This is a genomic window from Bacteroides neonati (assembly GCF_000499785.1).
In the GTDB taxonomy this organism is placed as follows: Bacteria; Bacteroidota; Bacteroidia; order Bacteroidales; family Bacteroidaceae; genus Bacteroides; species Bacteroides neonati.
The window spans coordinates 179,369-205,203 of the sequence record NZ_HG726026.1 but is presented as its reverse complement, the minus strand read 5'-3'; the positions used below and the strand labels follow the sequence as shown (position 1 = coordinate 205,203).

Annotated in this window: 25 protein-coding genes; 13 read left to right on the top strand and 12 right to left on the bottom strand. The window is 40.7% G+C overall.

From position 1 onward, the window contains the following. The first annotated feature begins 168 nt into the window (after positions 1 to 168). The 5 genes from TY03_RS18320 to TY03_RS18300 all read left to right on the top strand — a co-directional run bounded on the left by TY03_RS18320 (position 169) and on the right by TY03_RS18300 (position 4,337). Complete coding sequence (locus tag TY03_RS18320) at positions 169 to 855, top strand: XRE family transcriptional regulator (RefSeq protein WP_052332555.1); 687 nt, start codon at positions 169 to 171, stop codon at positions 853 to 855. A gap of 25 nt (positions 856 to 880) precedes the next feature. Then, positions 881 to 1,528 carry a hypothetical protein gene (locus TY03_RS18315; protein WP_042372603.1) on the top strand — a complete coding sequence of 216 codons (648 nt, stop codon included), beginning with the start codon at positions 881 to 883 and terminating at the stop codon, positions 1,526 to 1,528. 96 nt (positions 1,529 to 1,624) lie between these two features. Next, positions 1,625 to 2,125, top strand: coding sequence for a hypothetical protein (locus tag TY03_RS18310; RefSeq protein WP_148335714.1), 501 nt, complete (start codon positions 1,625 to 1,627; stop codon positions 2,123 to 2,125). A gap of 210 nt (positions 2,126 to 2,335) precedes the next feature. Continuing rightward, positions 2,336 to 2,986, top strand: a complete 651-nt coding sequence (locus TY03_RS18305; RefSeq protein ID WP_042372600.1) for a hypothetical protein — start codon at positions 2,336 to 2,338, stop codon at positions 2,984 to 2,986. A 166-nt stretch (positions 2,987 to 3,152) separates the two neighbouring features. Further along, entirely contained in the window at positions 3,153 to 4,337 is a 1,185-nt protein-coding gene (locus TY03_RS18300; RefSeq protein ID WP_042372599.1) for an adenine-specific methyltransferase EcoRI family protein, read from the top strand. On the opposite strand, the gene TY03_RS22575 is transcribed toward TY03_RS18300, so the two are convergent. Beyond that, complete coding sequence (locus TY03_RS22575) at positions 4,332 to 4,508, bottom strand: hypothetical protein (RefSeq protein ID WP_230202003.1); 177 nt, start codon at positions 4,506 to 4,508, stop codon at positions 4,332 to 4,334. The two genes, TY03_RS18300 and TY03_RS22575, sit on opposite strands and share 6 nt — an antisense overlap. 194 nt (positions 4,509 to 4,702) lie before the next feature. Here TY03_RS22575 and TY03_RS18295 point away from each other — a divergent pair, with 194 nt between their 5' ends. The 5 genes from TY03_RS18295 to TY03_RS18275 all read left to right on the top strand — a co-directional run bounded on the left by TY03_RS18295 (position 4,703) and on the right by TY03_RS18275 (position 7,890). Continuing rightward, on the top strand, positions 4,703 to 5,875 hold the full coding sequence (locus tag TY03_RS18295) for an HNH endonuclease family protein (protein ID WP_042372597.1): 1,173 nt from the start codon (positions 4,703 to 4,705) through the stop codon (positions 5,873 to 5,875). A gap of 63 nt (positions 5,876 to 5,938) precedes the next feature. After that, positions 5,939 to 6,862, top strand: coding sequence for a tyrosine-type recombinase/integrase (locus TY03_RS18290; protein WP_042372592.1), 924 nt, complete (start codon positions 5,939 to 5,941; stop codon positions 6,860 to 6,862). 113 nt (positions 6,863 to 6,975) lie between these two features. Continuing rightward, complete coding sequence (locus TY03_RS18285) at positions 6,976 to 7,245, top strand: hypothetical protein (RefSeq protein ID WP_148335713.1); 270 nt, start codon at positions 6,976 to 6,978, stop codon at positions 7,243 to 7,245. 94 nt (positions 7,246 to 7,339) lie between these two features. Then, the gene (locus TY03_RS18280; RefSeq protein ID WP_042372588.1) at positions 7,340 to 7,615 is read left to right on the top strand and encodes a hypothetical protein; all 276 of its coding nucleotides are present in this window, start codon (positions 7,340 to 7,342) and stop codon (positions 7,613 to 7,615) included. Continuing rightward, positions 7,612 to 7,890, top strand: a complete 279-nt coding sequence (locus TY03_RS18275; protein WP_042372586.1) for a Txe/YoeB family addiction module toxin — start codon at positions 7,612 to 7,614, stop codon at positions 7,888 to 7,890. The genes TY03_RS18280 and TY03_RS18275 overlap by 4 nt, the downstream gene beginning before the upstream one ends. A gap of 248 nt (positions 7,891 to 8,138) precedes the next feature. Here TY03_RS18275 and TY03_RS18270 read toward each other — a convergent pair whose 3' ends face one another. The 6 genes from TY03_RS18270 to uvrA all read right to left on the bottom strand — a co-directional run bounded on the left by TY03_RS18270 (position 8,139) and on the right by uvrA (position 17,138). Beyond that, entirely contained in the window at positions 8,139 to 9,551 is a 1,413-nt protein-coding gene (locus tag TY03_RS18270) for a leucine-rich repeat domain-containing protein (RefSeq protein WP_042372583.1), read from the bottom strand. A 55-nt stretch (positions 9,552 to 9,606) separates the two neighbouring features. Then, positions 9,607 to 9,873 carry an HU family DNA-binding protein gene (locus tag TY03_RS18265; protein ID WP_042372581.1) on the bottom strand — a complete coding sequence of 89 codons (267 nt, stop codon included), beginning with the start codon at positions 9,871 to 9,873 and terminating at the stop codon, positions 9,607 to 9,609. Positions 9,874 to 10,179: 306 nt separating this feature from the next. Further along, positions 10,180 to 11,751 carry a tetratricopeptide repeat protein gene (locus TY03_RS18260; protein WP_148335712.1) on the bottom strand — a complete coding sequence of 524 codons (1,572 nt, stop codon included), beginning with the start codon at positions 11,749 to 11,751 and terminating at the stop codon, positions 10,180 to 10,182. Positions 11,752 to 12,100: 349 nt separating this feature from the next. Beyond that, on the bottom strand, positions 12,101 to 13,762 hold the full coding sequence (locus TY03_RS18255; protein WP_042372575.1) for a peptide MFS transporter: 1,662 nt from the start codon (positions 13,760 to 13,762) through the stop codon (positions 12,101 to 12,103). 64 nt (positions 13,763 to 13,826) lie between these two features. Then, positions 13,827 to 14,306: a Cys-tRNA(Pro) deacylase gene (gene ybaK, locus TY03_RS18250; protein WP_042372573.1), complete on the bottom strand. Its 480-nt coding sequence runs from the start codon at positions 14,304 to 14,306 to the stop codon at positions 13,827 to 13,829. 6 nt (positions 14,307 to 14,312) lie between these two features. Further along, entirely contained in the window at positions 14,313 to 17,138 is a 2,826-nt protein-coding gene (uvrA, locus tag TY03_RS18245; RefSeq protein ID WP_042372571.1) for an excinuclease ABC subunit UvrA, read from the bottom strand. A gap of 172 nt (positions 17,139 to 17,310) precedes the next feature. Between uvrA and TY03_RS18240 the strand changes: the two genes are divergently transcribed. Next, on the top strand, positions 17,311 to 19,074 hold the full coding sequence (locus TY03_RS18240) for a PBP1 and LysM peptidoglycan-binding domain-containing protein (protein WP_042372569.1): 1,764 nt from the start codon (positions 17,311 to 17,313) through the stop codon (positions 19,072 to 19,074). Between the two features lie 6 nt (positions 19,075 to 19,080). Beyond that, a complete protein-coding gene (locus TY03_RS22725; RefSeq protein ID WP_042372567.1) occupies positions 19,081 to 19,770 on the top strand; it encodes a porin family protein in 690 nt (229 codons plus the stop codon). A gap of 106 nt (positions 19,771 to 19,876) precedes the next feature. Here TY03_RS22725 and TY03_RS18230 read toward each other — a convergent pair whose 3' ends face one another. From TY03_RS18230 to TY03_RS18210, 5 genes are all read right to left on the bottom strand, one after another. Beyond that, complete coding sequence (locus TY03_RS18230; RefSeq protein ID WP_042372565.1) at positions 19,877 to 20,326, bottom strand: DUF4293 domain-containing protein; 450 nt, start codon at positions 20,324 to 20,326, stop codon at positions 19,877 to 19,879. Between the two features lie 132 nt (positions 20,327 to 20,458). Continuing rightward, a complete protein-coding gene (locus TY03_RS18225; RefSeq protein ID WP_042372564.1) occupies positions 20,459 to 20,794 on the bottom strand; it encodes a DNA-directed RNA polymerase subunit omega in 336 nt (111 codons plus the stop codon). A gap of 15 nt (positions 20,795 to 20,809) precedes the next feature. Continuing rightward, positions 20,810 to 21,619, bottom strand: coding sequence for an outer membrane protein assembly factor BamD (locus TY03_RS18220; protein ID WP_042372562.1), 810 nt, complete (start codon positions 21,617 to 21,619; stop codon positions 20,810 to 20,812). A gap of 190 nt (positions 21,620 to 21,809) precedes the next feature. Continuing rightward, positions 21,810 to 22,235, bottom strand: a complete 426-nt coding sequence (locus tag TY03_RS18215) for an amino acid-binding protein (RefSeq protein WP_042372560.1) — start codon at positions 22,233 to 22,235, stop codon at positions 21,810 to 21,812. Positions 22,236 to 22,262: 27 nt separating this feature from the next. After that, the gene (locus TY03_RS18210; RefSeq protein WP_042372558.1) at positions 22,263 to 23,561 is read right to left on the bottom strand and encodes a phenylacetate--CoA ligase family protein; all 1,299 of its coding nucleotides are present in this window, start codon (positions 23,559 to 23,561) and stop codon (positions 22,263 to 22,265) included. 135 nt (positions 23,562 to 23,696) lie between these two features. Here TY03_RS18210 and uvrB point away from each other — a divergent pair, with 135 nt between their 5' ends. Next, positions 23,697 to 25,730 (top strand): excinuclease ABC subunit UvrB, encoded by a 2,034-nt coding sequence (gene uvrB, locus TY03_RS18205; protein WP_042372556.1) that lies wholly within the window; start codon positions 23,697 to 23,699, stop codon positions 25,728 to 25,730. Positions 25,731 to 25,835 lie beyond the last annotated feature (105 nt).

The following is a 25,835-nucleotide window of genomic DNA, read 5'->3' as shown; positions in this document are numbered from 1 at the left end:
GCATTTATAGAATCACGGACACTTCCGAGATAGCCATTTTTATATCCGTTTAATTAGTTCGTTACTGATTACGAATGCAAAGATATATCTCTTTTTGAGATAAGATGATATAATTAAAATTATTTTATCCCAAAAAGGGATATTTAGACTAATTCCAAATACTGTATTATGAAAAAGGATAGCGATATGTTATTGAGGATAAAGAAGATAATGACCATAACAGGACTTAACCAAACGCAATTTTCCGAAAAAATAAATATGCGGCAGAATAACTTATCTGAAATTTTATCTGGGAAAAGAAGTATTGGGCCAGGTGTTATCAATAAAATAGTAATATCGCTTGGTGTGGATTTAAACTGGCTTATTACCGGAGAAGGAAATATGTTCAAAAGTGGAGTAATTCTTAGTAAAGAAGGTATTATAGGAAGGGCTGCCACCGAAATACTAGAAGTCAAAGAAGAAACCCGCCCACGTATTCCACTGACTGCCGCTGCTGGTTCTCTCTCAAACATGGAGAATGGAGTAACTTTAGCTGATTGTGAGCAATTGCCTATTATACATCAGTTCCCTTCGTATGACTTTACGATGTTTATTAAAGGGGATAGTATGTCACCAAGATACGAATCTGGGGACGAGATAGCTTGTCGCAAAATAGACCAAGCTCGTTTTGTTCAATGGGGGAAGCCTCATGTATTAGACACCACACAAGGGATCATAATAAAGAAGGTGTACGAAGATGGCAATAAGCTACGTTGTGTATCGTATAATCCTAATTACGCTGACTTCTCAATACCTAAAGAGGATATTTACTCTATGAGTTTGGTTGTTGGTTCTTTGAATATATCGGAAATGTAATAGAACGTTTAAAAAAAATAATAATATGATTTTAGGAATATTCGAACTTATAAAATGGATATTAATTATAGGAGTACCAGTTATCGTAATAATAGGAATATTAGGATTTTGCGGGGTTTTCGGGAGTGTACCTAACAAGACTGCTGATGCAGTAAACGACCAAACGGTGCTCCTGACAGACTCTGATGTTAAAAAGAGTTTATCGTATATGGACAAAGAATTGGCTTCACAATACCGAAAAGCTATAAAGGGAGGGCAAACGGAATTCCGCGTTGGTAAAGGACTAGTAGAACAATGGAATAAACAGAAAAGCGTTGATGCTGTTTTCAGCGATATAAATAAAGATACCAAACGTCTGATTAAAGAAAATAAAGTATGGTCTGATGAGTTTTCTAACTCAATGGGTAGCCGTAGTGAAGCAGTAGCTTTAGAGAAATCAGGTGAGCTGATGGCCGCGATAGAGATTTACGAAGAATGCGTTCAATCTGGAATTTCGAGTAAAAAGATGAATATTCTTAATTATGCCTATGATATTGATAGATTAGCTATTCTATACCGTAAAACAAAGCAAAAAGAGAAAGAAATCGATTTTCTATCAGACATGATTAAAAAACATCCAAGATATGAAGAGGTTCATAAATGGGAAGAACGGTTAAGTAAGTTGGAAAAATAGAATAATTGTGGACAACGTACACAAACTACATCTCGTCAAGGGGTGGATTTGTAGGGATACAATATAGAATACATCATTAAATAAATAGTAATAGACATGAAAAAGATTTTGTTTTTAGCAGTATTGATGCTGCCTGTTTTGTGCTTTTCGCAGATCAAAAATAGCGGATGTTATCTAAGAATGATCCAGCCTGCCAATAATGATCTCATTTTTGAAAACGATTCTATAAAAATATCTTTTTACTTCAATTCAATGAACTACTTCTGTAATTTAAAATTTGAAAATAAAACCCCGAATATTATTGCCGTTGACTGGGATAAATTTATTATGGTCATGGAGGGGGAATCGCATTCTATCATTTTTGGGGATACCCAAATGATAAATAAAGACAAACCCAAGGAGCAATCACCAATAGCGCCCGGAAGTAGCATAAAAAAAGAAATAGCACCGGTAGACTACATCGAATTATCTATGCCTCTGTATATTAAAAGATTTGTTAAAAAGCAGGGAGGTCAAGAAATTGGGTATATAATTCCTATTTCTTATTCAGGCACACTGAGATATTATAATTGCAAAATTTCCGTATCAATGCAGTAAGAGGCTGCCAAGATGGAATTGAAGGCGGGGCTATTATAGAGATATTGAAGCATAGGCAGTAATTGTTTTGTTGTAAATGTAGAAATAAATATTATGAACAACAAAACAAAAACCATAAAGCTTGGCTAGTTTGGCATATATGATATCCACAAACGATAGCTTGTTAAAGGGTGGATTTGTAGAGATGTTATTTAATAACTAAGTAATAGAATGAAGGATTTGTTACAGGCAATTAAAGATTACATTTGGAGTTTATTGACGCGATCAATTCCAGACAAATATAAAAAAAAGGCAAGTAAATTTACGGATATACTGATAAATCAAATAGTACGGTTTACAAAAAGTAACCTTAGACAAAACCAAAAAACTATTGATAAAGCGGGGTTGTATAGTATTATACTCTCCATTTTATTTATATATATTGGAGCCTCAATCCTTGCATCATATTTATTTCTGATAGGAATATGCATGCTCCAACTCAATGATTCTATTGATGCTTATTACAATGCTAGCAAAAAAATAAAGAGGCTATCATGGTTGATTTTCTCTTGGGGATTTTGGCTAACCCCACTAATATATTTACTAATACTTCATCAAAAGGGAATGCTCTTAAACAATCTTCTAAAGTTAAGCCCTATAGACTACCAAATATTTCTGCATTCATTTATGATCGCGCTATTGGGATCAGCAGGAATTCATGTACTATATATTTCAGCACAGATATTACCTGCTTTTATCTTTCATCTGATGAAGCAAGTAATATATCTTATATTAAAAAATAAGCTTTTGAGAGGTAGCGTTTTTGGAATAGTTTATTTTTATATGGAGAATCAGATCAAAAAAATAGTAAATTTACAATGAGTGCGCTTCAAACACGAGTGATGCACGTAAAAAGGTGTATCACACTATAAAATGAGATTTTGAAAATATAAATATATAAATTTAACCAATCTATTTTTTCTACCCATAAAACAAAGATAGATATTACCAATTAATTAGTGCGACTTAAACGCCTATACCTATAATTATGGCAAATACTAATTTAAAAGAAGCCAAGGCCGCTAAGAACGATGAGTTCTATACGCAATTTCATGACATAGAGATTGAAATGAATGCATACCTCGAATATGATCCCAGCGTATTTCGAGGTAAAACCGTACTATTGCCTTGTGATGACCCGGAATGGAGTAATTTTACACGTTTCTTTGCAGCTAAGTTTGATGAACTTAAATTGAAGAAATTGATTTCAACGAGCTATGCACCTGATGCCAAGAAGATGAAATTAATCGCAGAACCGTCTCTGTTTGAAATGGAAGCTCCTCAGTTTGACCCAGCAAAGGCAGAAACGAAGGGTAAAATATTTGTTTTAGATAGGGATTTAACAGGAGACAGAAAAGTAAATATCGATGATTTGAAATGGGAATATCTTGACGGCGATGGTGATTTTCGTAGTAAAGAGGTTACTAAACTAAGGGATGAAGCGGATATAGTCATCACGAATCCTCCATTCTCCTTGTTCCGTGAGTTTTTAGCGTGGATAGTTCGTGCTGATAAAAAGTACATTATCATAGGAAATATGAATGCAGTAACATATAAAGAAACATTTCCATTGATAAAAGAGAATAAAATGTGGATGGGATATTCTATTCATAGTGGAGATAGAGAGTTTCAAGTTCCCAACGAGTATCCTATCACCGCTGCTGGGTGGAGGATTGACGAAAAAGGGAAAAAGTATATTCGAGTAAAAGGGGTACGCTGGTTTACCAATATCGACCATGGTCGCCGTCATGAAGCACTACCACTAATGACAATGGAAGACAACCTTAGATTTTCTAAGCATAAAGAATTAAAAGGCAAAAATAATTACGATCATTACGATAACTATGATGCCATCGAGGTTCCCTTTACAGATGCAATACCATCTGATTATGATGGAGTTATGGGTGTCCCTATTACATTTTTGGACAAATACTGCCCGGAGCAATTTGAAATCTTAGGGATAACAAAAACTTGGTTTGGCGGGTCATCCAAAGTCTATCCTGAACAAATACAGATTGACCGTTATGGGAAAAAGTCCAAAGTAACTAAACTGAATGATGGTGCTGTTTTGCTTCATTCCGAGATACCGCTGAAAGAGACGTATTATATTGTTAATGGACAATATTATACCCAAGTTTATGCAAGAGTTCTTGTCAAACATATCAGATTATGATTTTCTAATAAGTAAACGAGCATACATTGGAATATATTTATCATCTATTTTGATAACACTTCTGGCATTTAAATCATTATATTTCAGACTATCAGCAGCAGTATATTTCTTCGTTCGCAAACAAGAGCTGTTTTGCCTGTCGGTTATCCCTAAGATTTCAAAGTACTTCATAGTTTGCTAATTTTTCTAATTAAAACACGTGCATATGGTTTCTGAGGTATTCCATTCTCTAAATAATAAAGCTGACCATCTCGTAAACTGGGATTTAGCTTTTTCAATTCACGAGGGTATGGATGCAAACCAAGTTCCTTTCCAGAGTCACCTTGTGTCTGCCCTAAGATTTCAACTTAAAAACAATATATAATATGAAAACTATATTACACACAGAATGGACTGTTGCAGATATCTGTAAAGGATTTGCATACAATGAACTGGAAGGTAAAGGTTTGTTTGGCTTGAACGGACAACTTACCATTCAGCCAGAATACCAACGTCACTACATCTATAATGATGGAAAACGCGATGTTGCCGTAATCGAATCATTATTGAAAGGTTATCCTATAGGTCTGATATATTTCAACCGAACCAATGACGGACGATTTGAAGTCCTTGATGGACAACAACGTATAACATCTTTCGGGCGTTTTGTTACAGGGAAATTTGCCATTAAAGATGAGAACGACAACATACAGTATTTCTCGGGGTTACCTGAAGAAATGAGACAATGCATACTGCAATCACGACTACTTATCTATGAATGTGAGGGAGAGGAAAAAGAAATTAAGGAATGGTTCAGAACCATTAATATTGTGGGGATACCACTCAACGAACAAGAATTACTGAACGCTATCTTTTCGGGCGAATTCGTTAATGCAGCTAAACGAGTATTCAGCAATTCGCAGAATGCAGAGATGCAAAAGTGGGGGCATTATATTAAGGGGGACATAAAACGGCAGGACTATCTTGCCGAAGCACTCAAATGGATTTGCTACAACAAGAACATGACAATTGATGCCTACATGAGTCAACACCGTCATGACAATTCAATCAATGAATTGGAAATCTATTTTCGTTCAGCGATTAGTTGGGTGTCGACTATGTTTGCCATGGTGGAGCGCGATATGTGTGGGTTGGAATGGGGACGGCTTTATGAGACTTATCATAATACTCCCTACAGCGTTGACCATCTAACAGCACGCGTAGGAGCATTGCATGCTGATGATAGTGTAAAAATTCCCCGAAACATTTATGAATATGTGTTGGGTGGGGAAATTGACAAGAAACTGCTCGACATCCGCATATTCGAAGAATCGACAAAAAAAGCGGCTTACAACCGACAAACTGAAGCTGCTAAGAAAAAAGAAGTTTCCAACTGTCCGCTTTGTGCCATCGGTGGCAATGCCAACAGAACACGCATTTATCATCTCAATGAAATGGATGCTGACCATGTGACGGCATGGAGTAAAGGCGGGGCTACTAGTATTGATAATTGCGAAATGCTTTGCAAAACGCATAACCGCTCAAAAGGAAACCGATAAGAATAAGTAACCAATAAATATTGCTTTTTTGTGAGAGTTATATCAAATTAATTCTCCTACAATATGTATATGCAAAAAACATTTCAAGAAGTTTCAGAAATTTGGTGTAATGAAAAACGCAAAATTGTAAAACATTCCACCATGTGTGCCTACATGCTTACGCTGCAAACTCATTTACTTCCTCGATTTGGATCAATGACTGCAATAACGGAAAGCGATGTTCAATGGTTTGTCATAGAGAAGTGTTCCTCCTGTCTCGCCAAGAAGACGGTTAGAGATATAATTGCGGTGCTAAGGGGCATCGTGAAATACGGAGGCAAGCATAAAATTTTTCCTTTTGAGCAATGGGAAATTGAATATCCGACCAATACCGAATCCAAGCGATTGCCGACATTGGCGCTGAATCACCAACGGACGCTAATGCTCCATTTGATGGGATATCCTACGTCTCAAAATATCGGTGTGCTTTTGTCTCTTTGTACAGGTATGAGAATAGGGGAAGTGTGCGCATTGAGATGGGAGGATATAGATTTCAAACAAAAGATTATCACCGTAAATCGTACTGTTGGAAGAGTGTATAATTGTGAGTTAAAGTCAACAGAGAAAATATCCTCTTCTCCCAAAACAAAAAGCTCATGCCGGGAAATTCCGATTTCAAGACAGCTTCTCCAGTCTTTGAACACTGTAAAGAAGATATCACTGTCTCCTTATGTAGTGGGAACATCGGAGCACTCAAAAGAGCCTCGTTCTTATCGTGATTATTTTGATCGACTCTTGAAGCGTCTAAACATTCCGCACGTTGTATTTCACGGTCTCCGACACACCTTTGCTACTAGATGCATTGAAAGTCAATGTGATTACAAAACGGTAAGTGTGATACTTGGCCATTCTAATGTTGCTACTACACTCAACTTATATGTTCACCCCGACCTCAATCAGAAGAAGCGGTGCATTGATCGTATGAGTAATTTCTTGGGAATAACTTGAATAGAAAAAACTGTTATCCGATATCGAAGTGCTGGTAGTCAAAGCAATTTTCGATAAGATGCTGGTAATCATTGAATCTTATCATTTATCAAGCAGATATAAAGATAGAAACAATGAAAGGATTTATAGAATTAACAAGTATCTGCGGAAACACCCGCTTATTTAGAGTTAACACGATAACTCAGGTATCTAAGATAATATATTTCGTTGAGTCAGAGCTCGAAGCTCGCCCGGAGTTGAGAGAGCGCAAGGAATGGGCTTGTATCATACAAGAATGTGCATGCGATCGATATTATGTGCAAGAATCCTACGAGGAAGTAATAAAGAGAATGGAGGAAGCGTTATGCGGTGAGAACCCTCCGAAAGACTCTGATTTTGACTAAAAAAGTCTAATTACATACTTTATTTGCGTACACAATTTGGTACACAAATAAAAATACCTATCTTTGTATTGATAACAACTTAAAGATTAAAGCCATGATAGTAGTTAGCAGTCGTGAATTCAGAGACAACCAAAAAAAGTTCTTTGATTTAGCAGAGAAAGAAAGGGTAGTTATTAAGCGCAAAAGCCAATTTATGGAACTTGTGCCCAGAGGGGAAACTATACCCGAAAGCGTAAGCCCTAGCAATGATCCATATTTCGATGATCCACGTAATATTGAAGCGATATTAAAGGCGAGTCAGCAAGTAAAAGAGGGCAAAGTAACCCGGCTGACTCCAGAACTCCGTAATGAATTATTTGGCGACTTATGAAGTACGAAATAGAGCTTTCTAACGATGCGTTAGAAGGAATCGATCGACTACGAAAAGGCGGAGAAAAACAAGCCTTAAAAAAGCTTGATAGTTTGATTACTGAATTAGAAGACCATCCAGAAACGGGAACAGGTAAACCTGAGCAATTAAAAGGCAACCTATCCGGAAAGTGGTCGCGTAGGATTACCGATAAACATCGGCTAGTTTATGAAATTTTTGAGGCTACAATAACGGTAACAGTGGTGAGTACATACGGACACTACTCTGATAAATAAGCCGTTTTAAAGCCCTTAGTAACGTGCCTGTGTGATTGTTAAATTTGCATTAAATGCAAATAAAATGCAAATAGAAAAACGAGGCAACATAACACAATATGCCACAGCGCATTAAATCATAGTAATTTATTCCTCTCACGCACGTAATACGAGTTCGATTCTCGTACCCACTACACTTAATAAAAAAGCCATTTACATTATACGTAAATGGCTTTTCTTATTTAAGTGCTAAGTAAGATTATTGCTCATCAAAGAGCAATAATCTTATCGGCAAAATCTTTCCAAAATTGATCAGCCTTATATTCATCAACCAACTGCGCAGGCACTTTAATTGCTTTAATCGTGCTTGGTACGGGATAATAGCTTGCAACAACCTTGGTGGCAGACTTCAATGTAATTTCTTCCAATGAAGAAGCACCGCCAAAGGCGTTATGAGCTAACATCCTTACACTAGCCGGAAGAGTTAAATGCTTTACTTTACACTGTCCTAAAACACTGATTCCGATGGTAGTTATACTTTCAGGTATTTCAAGCGTTTCAATATTAGCACTGTGATTAAAACATTCGCCTTCAATTTTCGCCACCTTATCGGTAGATACAGTGGTTTTAGTTCCGGCAGTTCGAATGGTCTTCAACATGTCACATTGATAAAAGGCTCGCCCGATACTGTATACCGTATTGGGAATTGTTATGGTTTCAATAGCACTATTGGTAAAGGCTGTCAAGCCAATCTCTTCAACTCCATCCGGAAGAGTAACTTCTTTCAGGTTTCTCGTGCTATAGAAAGCCATAGGACCCACTATCTTCAAAGTTTTAGGCAGCGAGATTGTTGTTAAGGCAGTACGGCCAAAAACACCATTTGAAAGCTCAACCACCGCAGTTTTACTTAAATCGGCAAGCTTCAAATTTAGACAATGATCAAAAGCTTCATCTCCGATACTCCGCAGTGAAGTAGGAAAAACAACCTCTTCAACAGTAGCATTATCAAAGAAAGCAGCTTCTTTGATAGCAGTGATACCCTCAGGGATAACAAACGATCGCACCTCTGAGGCTACACTACTTACAATTTCGTTATTGACCACCTTAATAGGTAATACACTTACTTCCAAAGAGGCTTCTTTATCCTCTACAACCACTTTCAGCAGTTGTTTGAGCGACGGTTTCGACGAATCGAAACCGCTTATCATATCAGCAGAAACAGAATTAATCTCTTTGGTAATACCATTCTCATACGCAACTTCGAGAGCCATCCCCTCTAAAGATAAGGATTCGCCCAATGTGTAAACAACCTTTGAAGGATTGTGCTTAATTGAAACCGATTGAACCGCATTCGAGGCTACACTAACCGAAAAAGTAACGAGAAAACCAGATTCTTTCACTTGAAGAACGAGATTGGAATTAGGAGCAGTACTGGTAAAACCCGCTACCTGCTCTTTCTTAACCACAACGATCTTCGACAAATTATCCGAATAGGTTACTTTTAGAGTCAAACCGGAAACATCAAACTCTTCGCCGACGTAATAAACAGTCTTTGTTGGCAAATGCTCCAATTCAACACTCGTAATTTTGGGTACAATCTGCTCTTCCTTAGAGCATGAATTCATAAACATGACCGTAGTTAATAATACGGTCATGCAAAAAAAAACATTTATTTTCTTCATTATAATTATTAAAAATGCATCAGCTGTTACAGTCAACAAAGTTGCTTTTCATAGGTTATTTAAGCACAATGTATTTACTTGCTGCAAATTTAATAATTTTACGTTCAGGAACAATCATGGGTTCTTGTGTCGAAGGATTAATACCTTTGTGTGCAGCATGTGTTTTTACAGTAAAGCGTCCAAATCCACGCAATGCTACAAAATCGCCATTTTCGAGACTTTCTTGTAAGGATTGAAGCACAGCGTCTACAGCTTTTGATGAATCTACTTTGGTTAATCCAGTTAATTTAGTTACTTGAGTTACTAGTTCTTTCTTGTTCATAGTCTTTTTTTCTTTGTTCTACATACGTTCTACATACTAATGTATACAGCAATGAAGGTTTCATGTTGTGTATAACTTTATTCTATAATTCCGAGTCACAGCTCGGTTCTCAATTTTAACGACGCAAAGATAAGTCGTATTATAATACAGAGGAAAGAATAGTGATGTACAAAGCACAAAAACAACAACTAATTGAAAAAGAGCGCATTAATATAAAATAAGAGTAGTAAAAACGGTGTGTATGATGTACAAAAACAAACAAGAGAAGCTTTGCAACCAAACTTTTGAGCTACAAAACGGTCATATCTAAAAATTCTGGATAAACTCATCGAAGCTACTGTTTTCGATACCCATCTTCTCTTTCAAACGCATTTTGCGACGGGATATACTACCTTTGGCAATGTGGTATATCTCGGAAAGAAGAGAAAGAGAAAGCTCCATTTTTATCAAGCAACAAAACTGCACTTCTTCATCGGTAAGTAGCGGACAATATTCTTTCAATCGTTGGGTAAACTGGCTAAAGCAAGCATCCGTATTTTTCATTATAATATCCCACTCCTCTTGATTAAGGTGCATGGCTCCTTGACTATTTTGACTCTTAAGCAAAATGGGCACTGTCATTGCATTCAATCGTTTACAGTATTCTACCGTCAACCGCAACTGTTGAAGTTCTACTTTCTTCCGCTCCTCCTGCTCCTTGAGTAGTTTATATTCAGCCTCTCTTTGGAGCAACAGGGCTCGCATACTTTTCTCCTCCTTCGATTTGATATTCAATTCAAGCATACGTTTACGTCTTTGGGTTCTATAATATAAAATAGTTAAGATGAGAATGACCAAAAAGGTGGTAGCAAATATGCGATGAAGAACAAATACCTTATGAGTTAGCTTTAATTCGGCAAGTTTAGCTTTTTCTTTTTGTCGCTTATACGCAGCAATGTTCCTCAAATGATCCATAAACCACTCTTTTTGATTAAGCTCGAACAATTCCCGATACTGGGCATAGTGCTTTAAATAAGCGAGTGCCATCTCCTGACTTCCTTGTTGCTCTTCTAGTTTAGACAGGTCATAGTATGTAAGCATTTTCGTTCGAAGCTCCTTGCTTTTCAGCGACTGCTTGAAATAATAAATCGCAGAATCTTTTTTCGATAGAGACAATAAAGCATCTGCTTTTATATTGAAGTAATTATAAAGTTGTATACTATCCCTTTCGAGTGATATCGCCCGGTTTGCATACCACAAGGCAGAGTCGGGCTGCATATTCAACAGATAACTCTTACTTAAATCGGCATACGCAGCAGAAATAGTTGTTTGTTCGGAGGGTGGTAAAAAAGCAATTGCCTTTTGAAAATACGCTATACTTACTTTATTGTCTTTAACCTCATGATAATATTGAGCCAGCTCAATAAGGCTTCGTCCGATCAGGGTAGAGTCTGCCAATAAACGAGCATAATGAAGAGCATCATTTTTCGCATCTTTTTCATCCTCTCGCATCATCTTGAAGCTGTAAATTTTGCCCATTGATTTATTCAGCAGATACTTAATTTCAATATCCCCATCCACAGCACAATCTTCCGCCCGCTGATAACATTCAGCCGCATTAACCCAATACTTTTTAGCTTCTAGAAAACTACCTTTATAGAAATACGATTGCGACAACCGCAACGAATCGCTGGTTATCTCATAATAATCTATAGCAATATTGATAAGTGAATCGGAAGATAAAAGTGAGTCACAGTTATAACTGCCTTTAGTCAGCAGCAAAGCGTATAAGGCCTGCTCTTTTTCGGAAAGCTTCGAAAGTTCCATTTGCTTAAGCACCTCTACGGCTTTGCGTGGGTTATCTTCCAGCATTTGTTCAACGCTATACAACTTCTTCAACTGTTTATCTTTAGTGATCAAAAAATAAATTGAAGCAAAGCCTATTAAAAATACGAAAAGGTATGAGAGTATTCTTTTCATTAAAAGAGATTTGAGTTCTATATAAATAGAATATTCGCTAGCAACAAAGATAATATTTCTTTTAAAAAATAATCTTCGGAGAAACCTTAATAGTTAAAGATTTAACATTTCTTTTCTCCTTTGACAAAGAGCACTCATTAAGTACGTATTCTTTGCATACAAGAATACGTACTTAACAGATGGTTAATTAGTATATTAACACACTGTTAAGTACGTACTCTTAGAAACCGGGAAAAAGGTTTCTTAAACAGAAGGATTCAGGTAGTTGTTATGCTACCTTTTCCAATTTCTTCATGATTGAGAAAATGAATAGTGCCGACAGCAAACAAAGTACGATCAATACACTCCATACCAACCACAGTTGCATGCCACCCCACAGGTAGCCAATGATAGCAGTCATAGAGTTACCGATAGCTGTTGCCACAAACCATCCCCCCATCATCATACCTTTATATTTAGGAGGTGCCACTTTCGATACGAACGAGATACCCATCGGCGAGAGGAACAGTTCGGCAAAAGTCAACACCAGATAAGTTGAGATCAACCAATTAGTCGAAACCAATTGAGTTGGATCGATACCCGAAGTTTCCACAGTAGATGGGGTTGGTAAGCCAAACGAGCCGAATGCCAGAATCATAAAACCGCAAGCAGCAATCAACATACCGATACCAATCTTACGAGGAGCCGAAGGTTCTTTCTTCTTATTGGCCAAATAACCAAACACGGTCAGAGAAACCGGAGTCAACGCGACTACAAAGAACGGATTAAACTGTTGGAAAATTTGTGGAAGGATCTCTACAACAGGAGTCATAGTAGAATAGCTCCAAAGTAAAACGGCCAGAGATGCAAGTATAACAACAGCCGAAATCACTTTGCCTTTACCTGTCTTAGATTGAAACAGAGAGAAGCCACCATAAACAGCAATGATAACCAGAACCAGGTTCCACACATCGAATCCGATACGGTCGATACCGGTCACAGACTTAACCGTATAATCGCGGGCAAAGAAAGTCATTGTCAGTCCATTCTGATGGAAAGCCATCCAGAAGAAGATAACTACAGCAAACACTAACAGAAGAGCAATAATACGTTGTTTGGTTTCTGCTTTGCTCAATTCCGGACCTGTATGACCGCTTACGGCAGCTTGTTGTTTAGAGTTATAGTCGGCATGCTTGAACATGGGACGACAAATTAAGTAAATAGCCATAGAAGCGACCAACGAGATACAAGCTACGGCAAAACCATAGTTGTAAGCCTCAGACAACTTCTCGATATATACGTTACAGAAGGTGGCGGTGTCGCCTACAAAGTTTTGTGCGCTTTGAAGACCGGCCAATGTAGCACTACCTTCGGGAGTAATAGTACCATTCAAAAATTGGTGCGCCAACGAAGGAATCTGAGAGTTATATGAGAAGTTGGCATGCCCCAATACATAATTCGTTACCTTGGTTGCAGCTGTGGGAGCAAATAGAGCACCTACGTTGATAGCCATGTAAAACAAACTGAAAGCTCTGTCTCGTTTTGAGCTGTACTCGGGCGAATCGTACAGATTACCGACCATCACCTGGAGGTTACCCTTAAATAAACCGGTTCCGCAAGCAATCAAAAACAAAGCACCGAACATTAACGGTTTGCCGCTTGCAGAGGAAGTGGGAATAGCCAACAAAACATAACCGATGAACATACAAACGATACCGGTTGTTACCATTTTGCCGTATCCTTTTTTGTCGGCCAAGATACCACCGACTAAAGGCATGAAATAAACGAGACCTAGAAAACCACCGAAGATAGTAGAAGTTTCTACAGCAGTATAGCCGAATTTCGCCTGTAAAAAGAGAGTAAAGATAGCAAGCATGGTGTAGTAACCAAACCGCTCACCTGTGTTGGCAAGTGCCAAAGCATACAAGCCCTTGGGCTGTCCTTCAAACATAATTTTGGATATTAGATTATTACTAAAATATTATTTTATTTGCAAATATATGCATTTTCTTGAATTAGTCAACAAATAAGCAACAAACTTCGCCTCGAATTTCGCGAATTAACGCTTCAGGTGCCACTTTTATTTGCAGTCCGCGTTGTCCGGCACTCACGAAAATAAAAGGAAAAAGAAGGCAGGTTTCGTGTATATAAGTAGGAAAATGTTTCTTCATTCCGAGGGGTGAGCAAGCCCCGCGGATATAACCGGTAAGAGGCAGTAATTCTTTCATCGGAATAAGGTCACAACTCTTATTCCCGGATACTTTTGCCGCCAGTTTCAAGTTGAGTTCCTTATCTCCGGGGATGATACAGACAAAGTATCCCGTTTTATCACCTTGAAGCACCAAGGTCTTAAAAACCTGTTCAACATTTTCTCCTAAATCGGCAGCCACATGAACGGCACTTAAATCTGCCTCGTCCACTTCATAGGGGATCAATTCGTAGCGAATTTTAGCTTTATCGAGCAGCCTTGCTGCGTTTGTTTTATTTATCTTCATAGCATTTTACATACCTAATTCTTCGCGTAAAAATCGAGCGGTATAGCCCTTGTTACTTTGAGCAACCTCTTCGGGGGTACCGAAACCAAGTAGCTCTCCTCCGCCCTTACCTCCGTCGGGACCCATATCGATGATGTAATCGGCCATCTTAATGACATCCAGATTGTGTTCAATGACAATCACGGTATTTCCTTTATCGACCAATCGATTGAGTACGCCCATCAACACGCGGATGTCTTCAAAATGAAGCCCGGTCGTGGGTTCATCGAGTATATAGAGTGTTTTGCCCGTATCACGTTTGGATAGTTCGGTAGCCAGCTTCACTCGCTGACTCTCTCCTCCCGAAAGGGTAGTTGAGGATTGTCCGAGCTTGATATATCCCAAGCCCACGTCTTGAATCATCTTGATCTTATTCAATATCTGCGGTACATTTTCGAAGAATTCGACAGCACGGTTAATCGTCATATCCAACACATCGGCTATGGATTTTCCTTTGAAGCGTACTTCGAGTGTTTCGCGGTTGTAGCGTTTGCCGTGACAGACTTCGCAGGGCACGTATACGTCGGGCAGGAAGTTCATCTCAATCGTCTTATACCCATTGCCCGAACATGCTTCGCAGCGGCCACCGGTAACATTGAACGAGAAACGGCCGGGTTTATAGCCACGTATTTTGGCCTCGGGCAGCCCTACAAACAGGCTGCGAATATCAGAAAACACACCTGTATAGGTAGCCGGATTGGAACGGGGGGTACGGCCTAAAGGCGATTGATCGACATCTACTACTTTATCGATGTATTCGACTCCTTCGAGCGAATCGTACTCCAATGGTTCCTGAAGCGACCGGTAGAAGGTCTGCGAAAGAATAGGATGCAGCGTTTCGTTAATCAGTGTCGATTTGCCACTACCCGATACACCGGTTACACAGATGAGTTTTCCCAAGGGAAACTCCACATCCACATTCTTCAGGTTGTTGCCTTTGGCACCGCGCAGCCACAACGACTTGCCGTTGCCGGGTCTGCGCTTTTCGGGTACTTCAATCTGTTTTTCTCCGTTAAGATATTGCGAGGTAAGTGTACTTGTCAGCAACATCTGCTGGGGAGTTCCCGAAAAAACAACCTCACCACCCAAACGTCCTGCTTTGGGGCCCATGTCGATGATATAGTCCGATGCCATCATCATGTCTTTATCGTGCTCTACCACAATGACCGAATTGCCCATATCGCGCAGTTCTTTCAATGAATGAATCAAACGAAGGTTGTCCCGTTGATGAAGCCCGATACTGGGCTCGTCGAGAATATAGAGCACATTCACCAGCTGAGAGCCGATTTGCGTAGCCAAACGAATGCGCTGGCTCTCGCCTCCCGAAAGGCTCACGGAACTACGACTGAGCGATAGATACTCCAACCCTACATCGAGGAGGAATTTAAGACGGGTGCGGATCTCCTTCAATATCTCGACGGCTATCTTTTGCTGTTTCTCACTCAGGTATTGATCTACGTTTTGCAGCCAATCATAGAGTTCGTTGATATCCATGCCCGATAGCTCGCTGATATTCTTATCGTGGATGCGAAAATACAAGGCTTCTTTATTTAGCTTGGCTCCTTTACACTCGGGGCAAACAGTGGTTTTTGCAAATTGCTCCGCCCACTTTTGGGCAGTGGCCGATGCATCTTTTTCTTGTAGCATCTGAATGTATTTCACCACTCCTTCGTAAGTTACAAAATAATCGGAAGAGGTTCCGATCAGCGAGCTTTTAATCTTGATGCGCTCATCCGATCCATTCAGTATTTCGTCAATGGCATCATCCGGCAACTCCATGACAGGAGTCTTTAGTGTTGCTTCGTATTTATCGAGCAATGCCGCTATCTGCCAGAATATCATCGTGTTTTTATACTTTCCCAAAGGAGCTATGGCACCTTCGTACACCGATAGTTCACGGTCGGGAATCACCTTATCGACATCGATCTGATTGACCACACCGAGCCCCTTACACTTAGGGCAAGCGCCCTGTGGCGAGTTAAAAGAGAAATTGTGAGGGGCAGGCTCCCGATAAGACAATCCGGTTACGGGACACATCAACCGCTTGCTGTAATGACGGATACTTTCTGTTTGAGCATCGAGAATCATCAGCAGGCCGTCTCCCTGACGCATGGCAGTAGCTACACTTTGCTTTAAACGCTTATCGTCTTTATCTTCTACGATCAGTTTGTCAATCACTACTTCAATGTCGTGGTTCTTATAGCGATCCAGCTTCATGCCGTGCGTAATTTCACGTACCTCACCATCAATGCGCACATGAAGGTATCCCTTCTTGCGCACTTGCTCGAAGAGTTCTTTGTAATGTCCTTTACGGGCACGCACCAAGGGGGCTAGCAAATAGATCTTCCGTCCTTTATAATCTTTAAGAATAAGATCAAGAATTTGTTCTTCGGTATACTTGACCATCTTTGCACCCGACAGATACGAATAGGCTTCGCCTGCACGAGCGTACAACAGGCGCAGGTAATCGTATATTTCGGTAGTGGTTCCTACCGTCGAACGGGGGTTTTTATTCGTCGTTTTCTGTTCAATAGAGATGACCGGACTCAACCCGGTTATTTTATCGACATCGGGGCGCTCGAGGTTGCCCAAGAAGTTGCGGGCATAGGCCGAGAAGGTTTCAATATAGCGCCGTTGGCCTTCGGCAAAGATAGTATCAAACGCGAGTGAAGACTTTCCGCTCCCACTAAGTCCGGTAATGACCGTAAGACTTCCACGGGGTATTTCAGCATCAATATCTTTCAAGTTGTGTACGCGCGCACCGTACACATTTATATATTCTGTTTCCTGCATATGCTTATCTCAATCAAAAGTAATACACTAATGATCGCAAAATTAATGTTTCCCATCGAAATAAACTTCTAAAAAACTACAATATTATTTTCTTAACTCAATTATTATGTAGATATAGGTCGTTTTTCGTACCTTTGTTGCTTCATTTCACGAACCAATAGCTTATAATTTAATGAAACCAATCAGAAGAATACTCTTTTTCCTGCTTTTCATAAGCTTCTCTTATGTCGGTGCTTTCGCACAAGAGACCTCCTCTTATTTCCTGCACACCATTGAAAAAGGACAAAGCTTATACTCTATTTCAAGTATGTATGAGGTTAGTCAGGCGGATATAATCAAACTAAACCCCGGATGCGAGGAGAAAATTGTAGCCGGACAAACCCTTCGTATTCCGCAGAAAAAAGAGACACAGAGAGACGAGACCTTTCACACCATACAACCGGGCGAAACATTGTACAAATTAACCACCCGGTATAAAATATCGGCCAAAGCCATTTGCGACGCTAACCCGGGATTGAGTCCGGAAAACTTTCGTATAGGACAAGTTGTTCGTATTCCAACCGAGGACATCATTACACCTGCTGCTGCTCAAACAACGGTCAGCACTGTCACTGAACCCGCAGGTCCGGTTAAATCAAGATGCAAGGACATGCATAAAGTGAAACGAAAAGAAACTATTTTCAGTGTTAGCCGCGAATACGGCATTACCGAGGAGGAACTAAAAGCAGCCAACCCGGAGCTACGCGACGGAATGAAAAAAGGAACCTTTCTTTGCATCCCCTACCCAACTACACATACTCTACCTGCACAGGGAATCGATCAAAACATTGCCCCTCCTACCGATACTGAACTATTTCGGGAGAGTAAACAGCAACCTAAAAACATAGCAACCATTAAAGCAGCCATCATTCTGCCCTTCACGCTCGATAAACGCATGACGGAATATTATGAAGGATTTCTGATCGCATTAGACAGCCTGAAGAGATCGGGTGTATCCATCGACTTGCACGTATACGATTCGGGCAGTGAGAACGCCTCTATCACCCCCATTCTGGCCAAAGAGGAGATGAAGAAGATGGATATCATTTTCGGTCCGCTCTACCAACAACACATCAAACCGCTCTCGGCATTTGCCAAGAAGAATGACATCCGACTGGTGGTTCCTTTCTCGTCCAAAGACAGTGAGGTATTTAACAATGCATCCATTTATCAGATTAACACACCGCAGTCTTATCTGTACTCTGAGGTATATGAACACTTCCTTCGCCAGTTCCCGAATGCCAATGTCATTGTACTCGAGTCGGCCAGCATCGACAAAGAGAAAGATGAATTCATTAAAGGGTTGAAGCAAGAGCTAAACCGCAAAGGAGTATCTGTAAAAACCCTACCCGAAGGTGCATCGCAAGAAGCATTGAAGGCGGCTTTGCGGAGCGATAAGGAGAATATCTTTATTCCGACATCGGGCAGCAACGTCACCTTGATTAAAATCTTGCCGCAGCTTACCTTATTGGTGCGTGACAACCCGACAGAAAACATTCATTTGTTCGGATATCCCGAATGGCAAACCTACACACGCGATCACCTGAATAGTTTCTTCGAACTGGATACGTATTTCTATTCGTCGTTCTATACCAACAACCTGCTGCCGGCAGCCATCAACTTCACCAATTCGTACCACAAATGGTACAGTAAGGATATGGCCAACTCATACCCCAAATTCGGCATGTTGGGATTCGACACGGGCTATTTCTTCCTAAAAGGATTGTCGAGATACGGCACGGAATTAGAAAAGAACCTGCCACGCATGGACTTGACTCCGATTCAGACCGGATTTAAATTTCAACGCGTAAACAACTGGGGAGGATTTGTCAATAAGAAGGTTTTCTTCGTGCGCTTCACCAAGGACTTTGAGTTAGTAAAACTTGACTTTGAATAAAGAAGGATGAGAACAGTAAAATCAATTATAGCAACAACAGCATTGCTGCTCGCCTTCGGGCTTCCTGCTTCGGCGCAAATCGGCGAACTTCGTCAAAACTTTGCCATAGGAATCAATGGTGGGGCAAATTACAGCAATGTAAGCTTTCAGCCTACCATCAAGCAGAATGGCTTAATGGGCATAACGGGTGGTTTAACAGCCCGTTATATCTCCGAGAAATATTTTGCCATGATATGCGGTGTACAAGTGGAGCTAAACTACGCCCAGCGAGGATGGGACGAGAAGTTCGACCAACCCGGTGACGACCGTGCGTATAGTCGGGAAATGAATTACATGGAAATTCCCTTTCTCGCTCACCTGGCCTTTGGTAAAGATCGTGGTGCGCAGTTCTTCTTAAACCTGGGTCCTCAAATAGGCTTTATGCTGAATGAGAAAGAAAAAAAATCGGGAACCTGGAGCGAAACACAACTAAACCAAGAACAGTACGACAAAAGTGTTCAGAATAAGTTTGACTATGGAATTGTGGGAGGTGCCGGACTCGAAATCAGAACCAAAGCAGGCAATTTTCTATTGGAGGGAAGGTATTATTTCGGACTTGCGGATTTCTATAACAGTACCAAGAAAGATTACTTCTCACGCTCGGCACATACAACTATCTCGGCAAAAATATCTTATCTGTTCGACATAAAGAAATAAGACTTACTTAATAGAGACTATACCAACTAAAAATGGTTACTGATTCATCTCATACAGAGAGTTTATCAGTAACCATTTTTAGTTAGCCGTTATTTACGGTCTGTTTTTATCTCAATCGATCGGCAGCTTTTACCATTACCTCATCCCGACCAATGGCACGGATAGCCAATATATTCAGGATAATAGCGATCAAAGGCAAGCACAATGACCATTCCAAACGAAAAGAAGCGTTCAAATCACCTTTCAACACAAACAGGAATGCAAAGAATGTCAAGTAGTAACCAACCAACAGAATGCTATTGAAGATAGACATACGGATCTGTAATATCCGGTTTTTAAATAGAAAGATGGTACCCAATGCAATGATAGTGCTTAGTAATAAGATACCGAACATACCCCAAGTGGAGTTAAATACCTCTCCCACCTGCACACCCAATGGTTTAAACGTATACACTGCTGCATCGGCACCCATAAAATAGCCTACCGGCAAACACATGCTTGCAATCAGCAAAGCAGTAACAAGTAATAAGTAAACGGTCTGAATTCGTTGAATCATAATTTTAAAATAGTTTGTTTAATGACAACAAAATAGCCAAGCAATAAGAATTTAGAAGAACCTTCCACTTACTACTTGACTATTAAAAATCTTAATGATACAGGCAAATGCCAAACGAGAAGCAGGTTTTAATTACTGCAATTTCTCTTTTTCCTTTGCCGGGTTTCTATAATAAATCTTTCCTTCTACATATTCTTGTGCAGCGATCAGATCCGGTTTAGGTAATTTCTCATAATAACGAGAAATCTCAATCTGTTCTCTGTTCTCAAATACTTCTTCGAGGTTGTCGTTGTACGAGGCAAACTCAGCAAGCTTCTTAGAAAGATCACTTTTGATTTCTACACTAATTTGATTGGCACGCTTACCAATGATAGAAACAGTCTCGTAGATATTACCGGTGTCAGCACATAAGTCCATCATGTCACGAGTAATAGTATTCGACGGAGCATTTGTTTTTTTGTAATCCATAAATCTATTTATAATTTAATCTTTAGTTACATAATCTGAAGATGCTTTGAATATTCGCTCGGCATCTTTCATATATTTACTTTCGGGAAACTCATTCTTAAACACATAATATTCATCAATTGTTTCGCGATAGCGTTCTGCCCGTTTGTCTTCTGTACTGTTCAATGCCATTTCATATTTGGCCCGAAGCACCATGATCGATAAATCTTCACGATAATGCGTATAAGGATAATCTCTCAATGCATTCTGTGCAGTAATTACACAAGAGAGATAATTGTTCGCTCCCATATAATTGCCCAGGTTATAATATAGTTTGGCCGAAAGGAACTCTTTCAACACCAATTTATCCTGAAGAGCGAAAATCATATCCTGTGCTTCTTGCTTCTTATCACTTCCGGGATAGTACTCAAGAAACATTTGCAGTTGCTGTATGGCCGAATAGGTTCCGGATTGGTCTAAACGAGCCTCCGGTGTATCCAGAAACAAGGCCTTACCGGCATGAAAACGGGATAATTCGGCAAATGTACCACGAGGATACGTATTAAAATAGGTAATAAACGATTGAGCAGCCGTAGAGTAGTCCTTTTGATTGTAATAGCTCATCGCTAACATATACAAGGATTCTTCGGCCTTATCAGTACCTTTTAAAATGGTAATCAATTCGTTCAGCAATGTAGCCGATTTGCCATACTGACCTTTGGCAAAGTAGTTTTTAGCCGCTTCATACTTGTATTCGTAATCAGTGCTTTTCAGTATCTTATTATACTCGCCACACGAGGATAAAACAAGGGCTACAAGCAGAGTTATAATGATATTCTTCTTCATCTTATTTTAAATAGTGTGCAAATTTACTGATTCGCACCGAATAAACCAATTAATCAACGTTCTTTAATACAAAAAAACAGTATTCCCTACGGACAATGGAGTGTATCACCTTGTTTCTTGGGTCGTTAAATAAAACAGAAACAGGGCATACAACCTCTTTATCCGTATTGAAAATCAATATTTTTGCCTGTTACAGCTTATAAAGTTCGCTTGCAGCAAGCAAATCGATCTTTTTCTCTTTCAATACACGAATACAGTTTTCCATGTCGTTGGGGCGAATCACCACATTGGCTGTACTATTATTTGCAAAAGAATACATGTATTCAATAAACACACCTTCGCTGGATAAATAGCCCAACACTTTGGCTAATGCGCCGGGAACATTGGGACAGCTAATACCGATCACATCGGTTATGTTGACTGCAAAATGATTTTCCTTCAAAGCTTTGTATGCTTTATCCGGGTCGGATACGATACCACGCAAAATACCAAAATCAGCATTTTCGGCAATACAAAGAGCAGAAAGGTTGATACCTTCTTTCGCTAACACCTCAGTCACTTCCGTTAAACGACCAGATTTGTTTTCTAAAAAGATAGAAAGTTGTTTTGCTACCATAATTAGGATTGATTGGTTAGTAATTATTTATAGTTTTCTATTATCAATAACACGCTTGGCTTTGCCGGTACTGCGTTCGATACTACGTGGTTCGACCAGCTTCACATCGACTCCCAAGCCAAGTACACTCTGTAGGCGACCAACCAGCTTTTTCTTCAATGCGACCATCTTATTGATTTCGTCGGAATAGCAATCAGCACGTACTTCTACCTTCAGTTCCATCGTATCGGTATTGTTTTTGCGATCAATGGTAAGCAGATAGTGCGGTTCAAACTCGGGCATCTCGAGAATAACCGATTCGATCTGAGTAGGGAATACGTTGACGCCACGAATGATCAGCATATCGTCACTACGACCCAAGATTCGATCCATCCGTACCAACGTACGACCGCAAGAACAGGTGTCATAATGAAGCGAAGTAAGGTCTTTTGTACGATAGCGCAACAAAGGCATTCCTTCTTTGGTGAGATGCGTAAAGACCAGTTCGCCCGTTTGTCCGGGCTCTACGGGTTGCAACGTAAACGGATCGACAATCTCAGGGAAGTAATGGTCTTCGTTCAAGTGTGTGCCTTGCTGACATTCGCATTCATAGCCCACACCCGGTCCGGCTATTTCACTCAATCCGTAAATATCGAAGGCTTTGACCCCCAACTTCTCTTCAATCTCTTTGCGCATGCTCTCTGTCCAAGGTTCGGCACCAAAGGCACCGATCTTTAGCTTGAAGTCTTCGCGCGGAAGTCCGGAATCTTTAATGGTATCGGCCAGATAAAGTGCGTACGAAGGAGTGCAACAGAGTACCGTAGAGCCAAAGTCGTGCATCAGGGTGATCTGCTTCTCCGTATTACCGCTTGACATTGGAATCACGGAAGCACCAATACTCTCGGCACCTGCATGCGCACCCAACCCACCGGTAAACAATCCATAGCCATAAGAGATCTGGAACATATCGCTGCTAGTGGCTCCATAAGCGGTAAAAGCACGAGACAAACACTCCGTCCACGAAGCCAAATCCTTACGTGTATACCCCACAACGGTAGGCTTGCCCGTTGTTCCCGAAGAGGCATGAATGCGCACAATCTGACTCATCGGCACTGCACAGAGTCCGAAGGGATAGTTATCTCTTAAGTCATACTTGGTGGTAAACGGCAGCTTCACAATATCGTCAATGCTATTGATATCCTCGGGAGTGAGCCCTAACTCTTGCATTTTCTTGCGATAGAAGGGAGTGTTGTGATAAACGTGTTCTACAATTTTACGGAGTCGTATGCCTTGAATCTTGCGAAGACTTTCGCGGTCCATGCATTCGATACTTTCATTCCAAATCATGTTTTTCGCTATATTTTTATTTGTATTAATCTGCGTTTTGTAATAAACTGTTGCAAAGTAAAGGATTTATTTCAAAAAATGATTTGTTTTTCTCAACTATTTTGCCGAATATTGCCGTCACATTAATAGTAGAATATGAATTTTGACCTAATATCCGCCTATAAGCCTACCGGCGACCAGCCCGAAGCCATAGCGCAACTTACCGAAGGTGTGCAAGAGGGCGTTCCTGCCCAAACCTTATTGGGCGTAACCGGTTCCGGAAAAACCTTTACCATTGCCAACGTCATTGCTAATGTCAATAAGCCGACACTCATCCTGAGTCACAACAAAACATTAGCCGCACAGCTTTACAGCGAGTTTAAAGGGTTCTTCCCTAACAATGCTGTTGAATATTACGTTTCGTATTACGATTACTATCAACCGGAGGCTTACCTTCCGGGTTCGGACACATATATTGAAAAAGACCTCGCCATCAATGATGAAATCGATAAACTAAGACTGGCAGCCACTTCGGCCCTCTTATCAGGACGCAAGGATGTAGTAGTAGTATCGTCGGTATCGTGTATTTATGGTATGGGCAACCCGGCTGACTTCTACGAGAATGTAATCGAAGTGCAACGCGGACGTATGCTCGACCGCAATGTTTTTCTGCGCCGATTGGTCGATAGCCTCTACGTACGTAACGATATTGATCTCAACCGAGGCAACTTCCGGGTCAAGGGAGATACGGTCGATATCTACCTGGCCTATTCCGATCACCTGCTGCGGGTTAGCTTCTGGGGCGACGAGATTGATGGTATCGAAGAGGTAGACCCCGTTTCGGGTGTAACCATCGCTCCGTTCGAAGCCTATAAAATCTATCCCGCCAATCTGTTCATGACTACCAAAGAGGCAACCATACGTGCCATTCACATGATTGAAGATGACCTGACCAAGCAAGTCGCCTTCCTTGAATCGATCGGCAAGGAGTATGAAGCGAAGCGACTTTATGAGCGGGTAACCTATGATATGGAGATGATTCGCGAGCTCGGGCACTGTTCGGGCATTGAGAATTATTCGCGCTATTTCGATGGTCGTGCAGCAGGTACGCGTCCTTACTGCTTGCTCGACTTCTTTCCGGACGACTTTCTCATCGTGATCGACGAGAGCCACGTAAGCATACCGCAAGTGCGCGCCATGTATGGTGGCGACCGGGCACGCAAGATCAATCTGGTGGAATATGGCTTCCGCTTGCCCGCAGCCATGGACAACCGTCCGTTGAAGTTCGACGAATTTGAAGAGATGGCCAAGCAGGTGATTTACGTGAGCGCCACCCCTGCCGATTATGAGCTGGCGCAAAGTGAAGGAGTGATTGTAGAGCAGGTGATCCGTCCGACGGGACTACTCGATCCCGTTATCGAAGTGCGTCCGAGCCTCAACCAGATCGATGACCTGATGGAAGAGATTCAGCTCCGCATCGAGAAAGGCGAGCGCACCCTGATTACCACGTTAACCAAACGCATGGCAGAGGAACTGACTGAGTATCTTTTGAACAATAACGTGCGTTGTAACTACATCCACAGCGATGTAGACACGCTGGAACGTATTCAGATCATGGACGATTTGAGACAAGGAGTATACGATGTACTGATCGGTGTAAACCTGCTGCGCGAAGGGCTCGACCTACCCGAAGTATCACTAGTAGCAATACTCGATGCCGACAAAGAGGGTTTCCTCCGCTCCCACCGATCACTCACACAAACGGCGGGACGTGCTGCCCGAAACGTCAACGGCAAAGTAATCATGTATGCCGACCGCATAACCGACAGCATGAAGAAAACCATTGATGAAACCAACCGCCGCCGCGAGAAGCAGTTGGCATACAACGAAGAGCACGGCATCACCCCGCAGCAGATTATCAAAGCACGCAACCTGGCCGTATTTGGCGGAAGCAATAAGGAACTGGAAGAACTGCGTCAAGAGTCGCACGCCTATATTGAGCCAACGGGCAGCAATGTGGCGGCCGATCCGATTGTACAATACATGAGTAAGCCACAGATGCAAAAGAGCATTGACCGTACCCGCAAGATGATGCAGGAGGCTGCCAAGAAACTTGAGTTTATCGAGGCTGCACAGTATCGAGACGAACTATTAAAGCTCGAAGATTTAATGAAAGAAAAGTGGGGATAAAAAACATTTAATAAACATATAATTCGAATAGCAAAGTATTAATCAATGTTATAAAACATCTTTTTAATAGATTAGAATTTGCAAGTTTCTCGAAAACCCGTATCT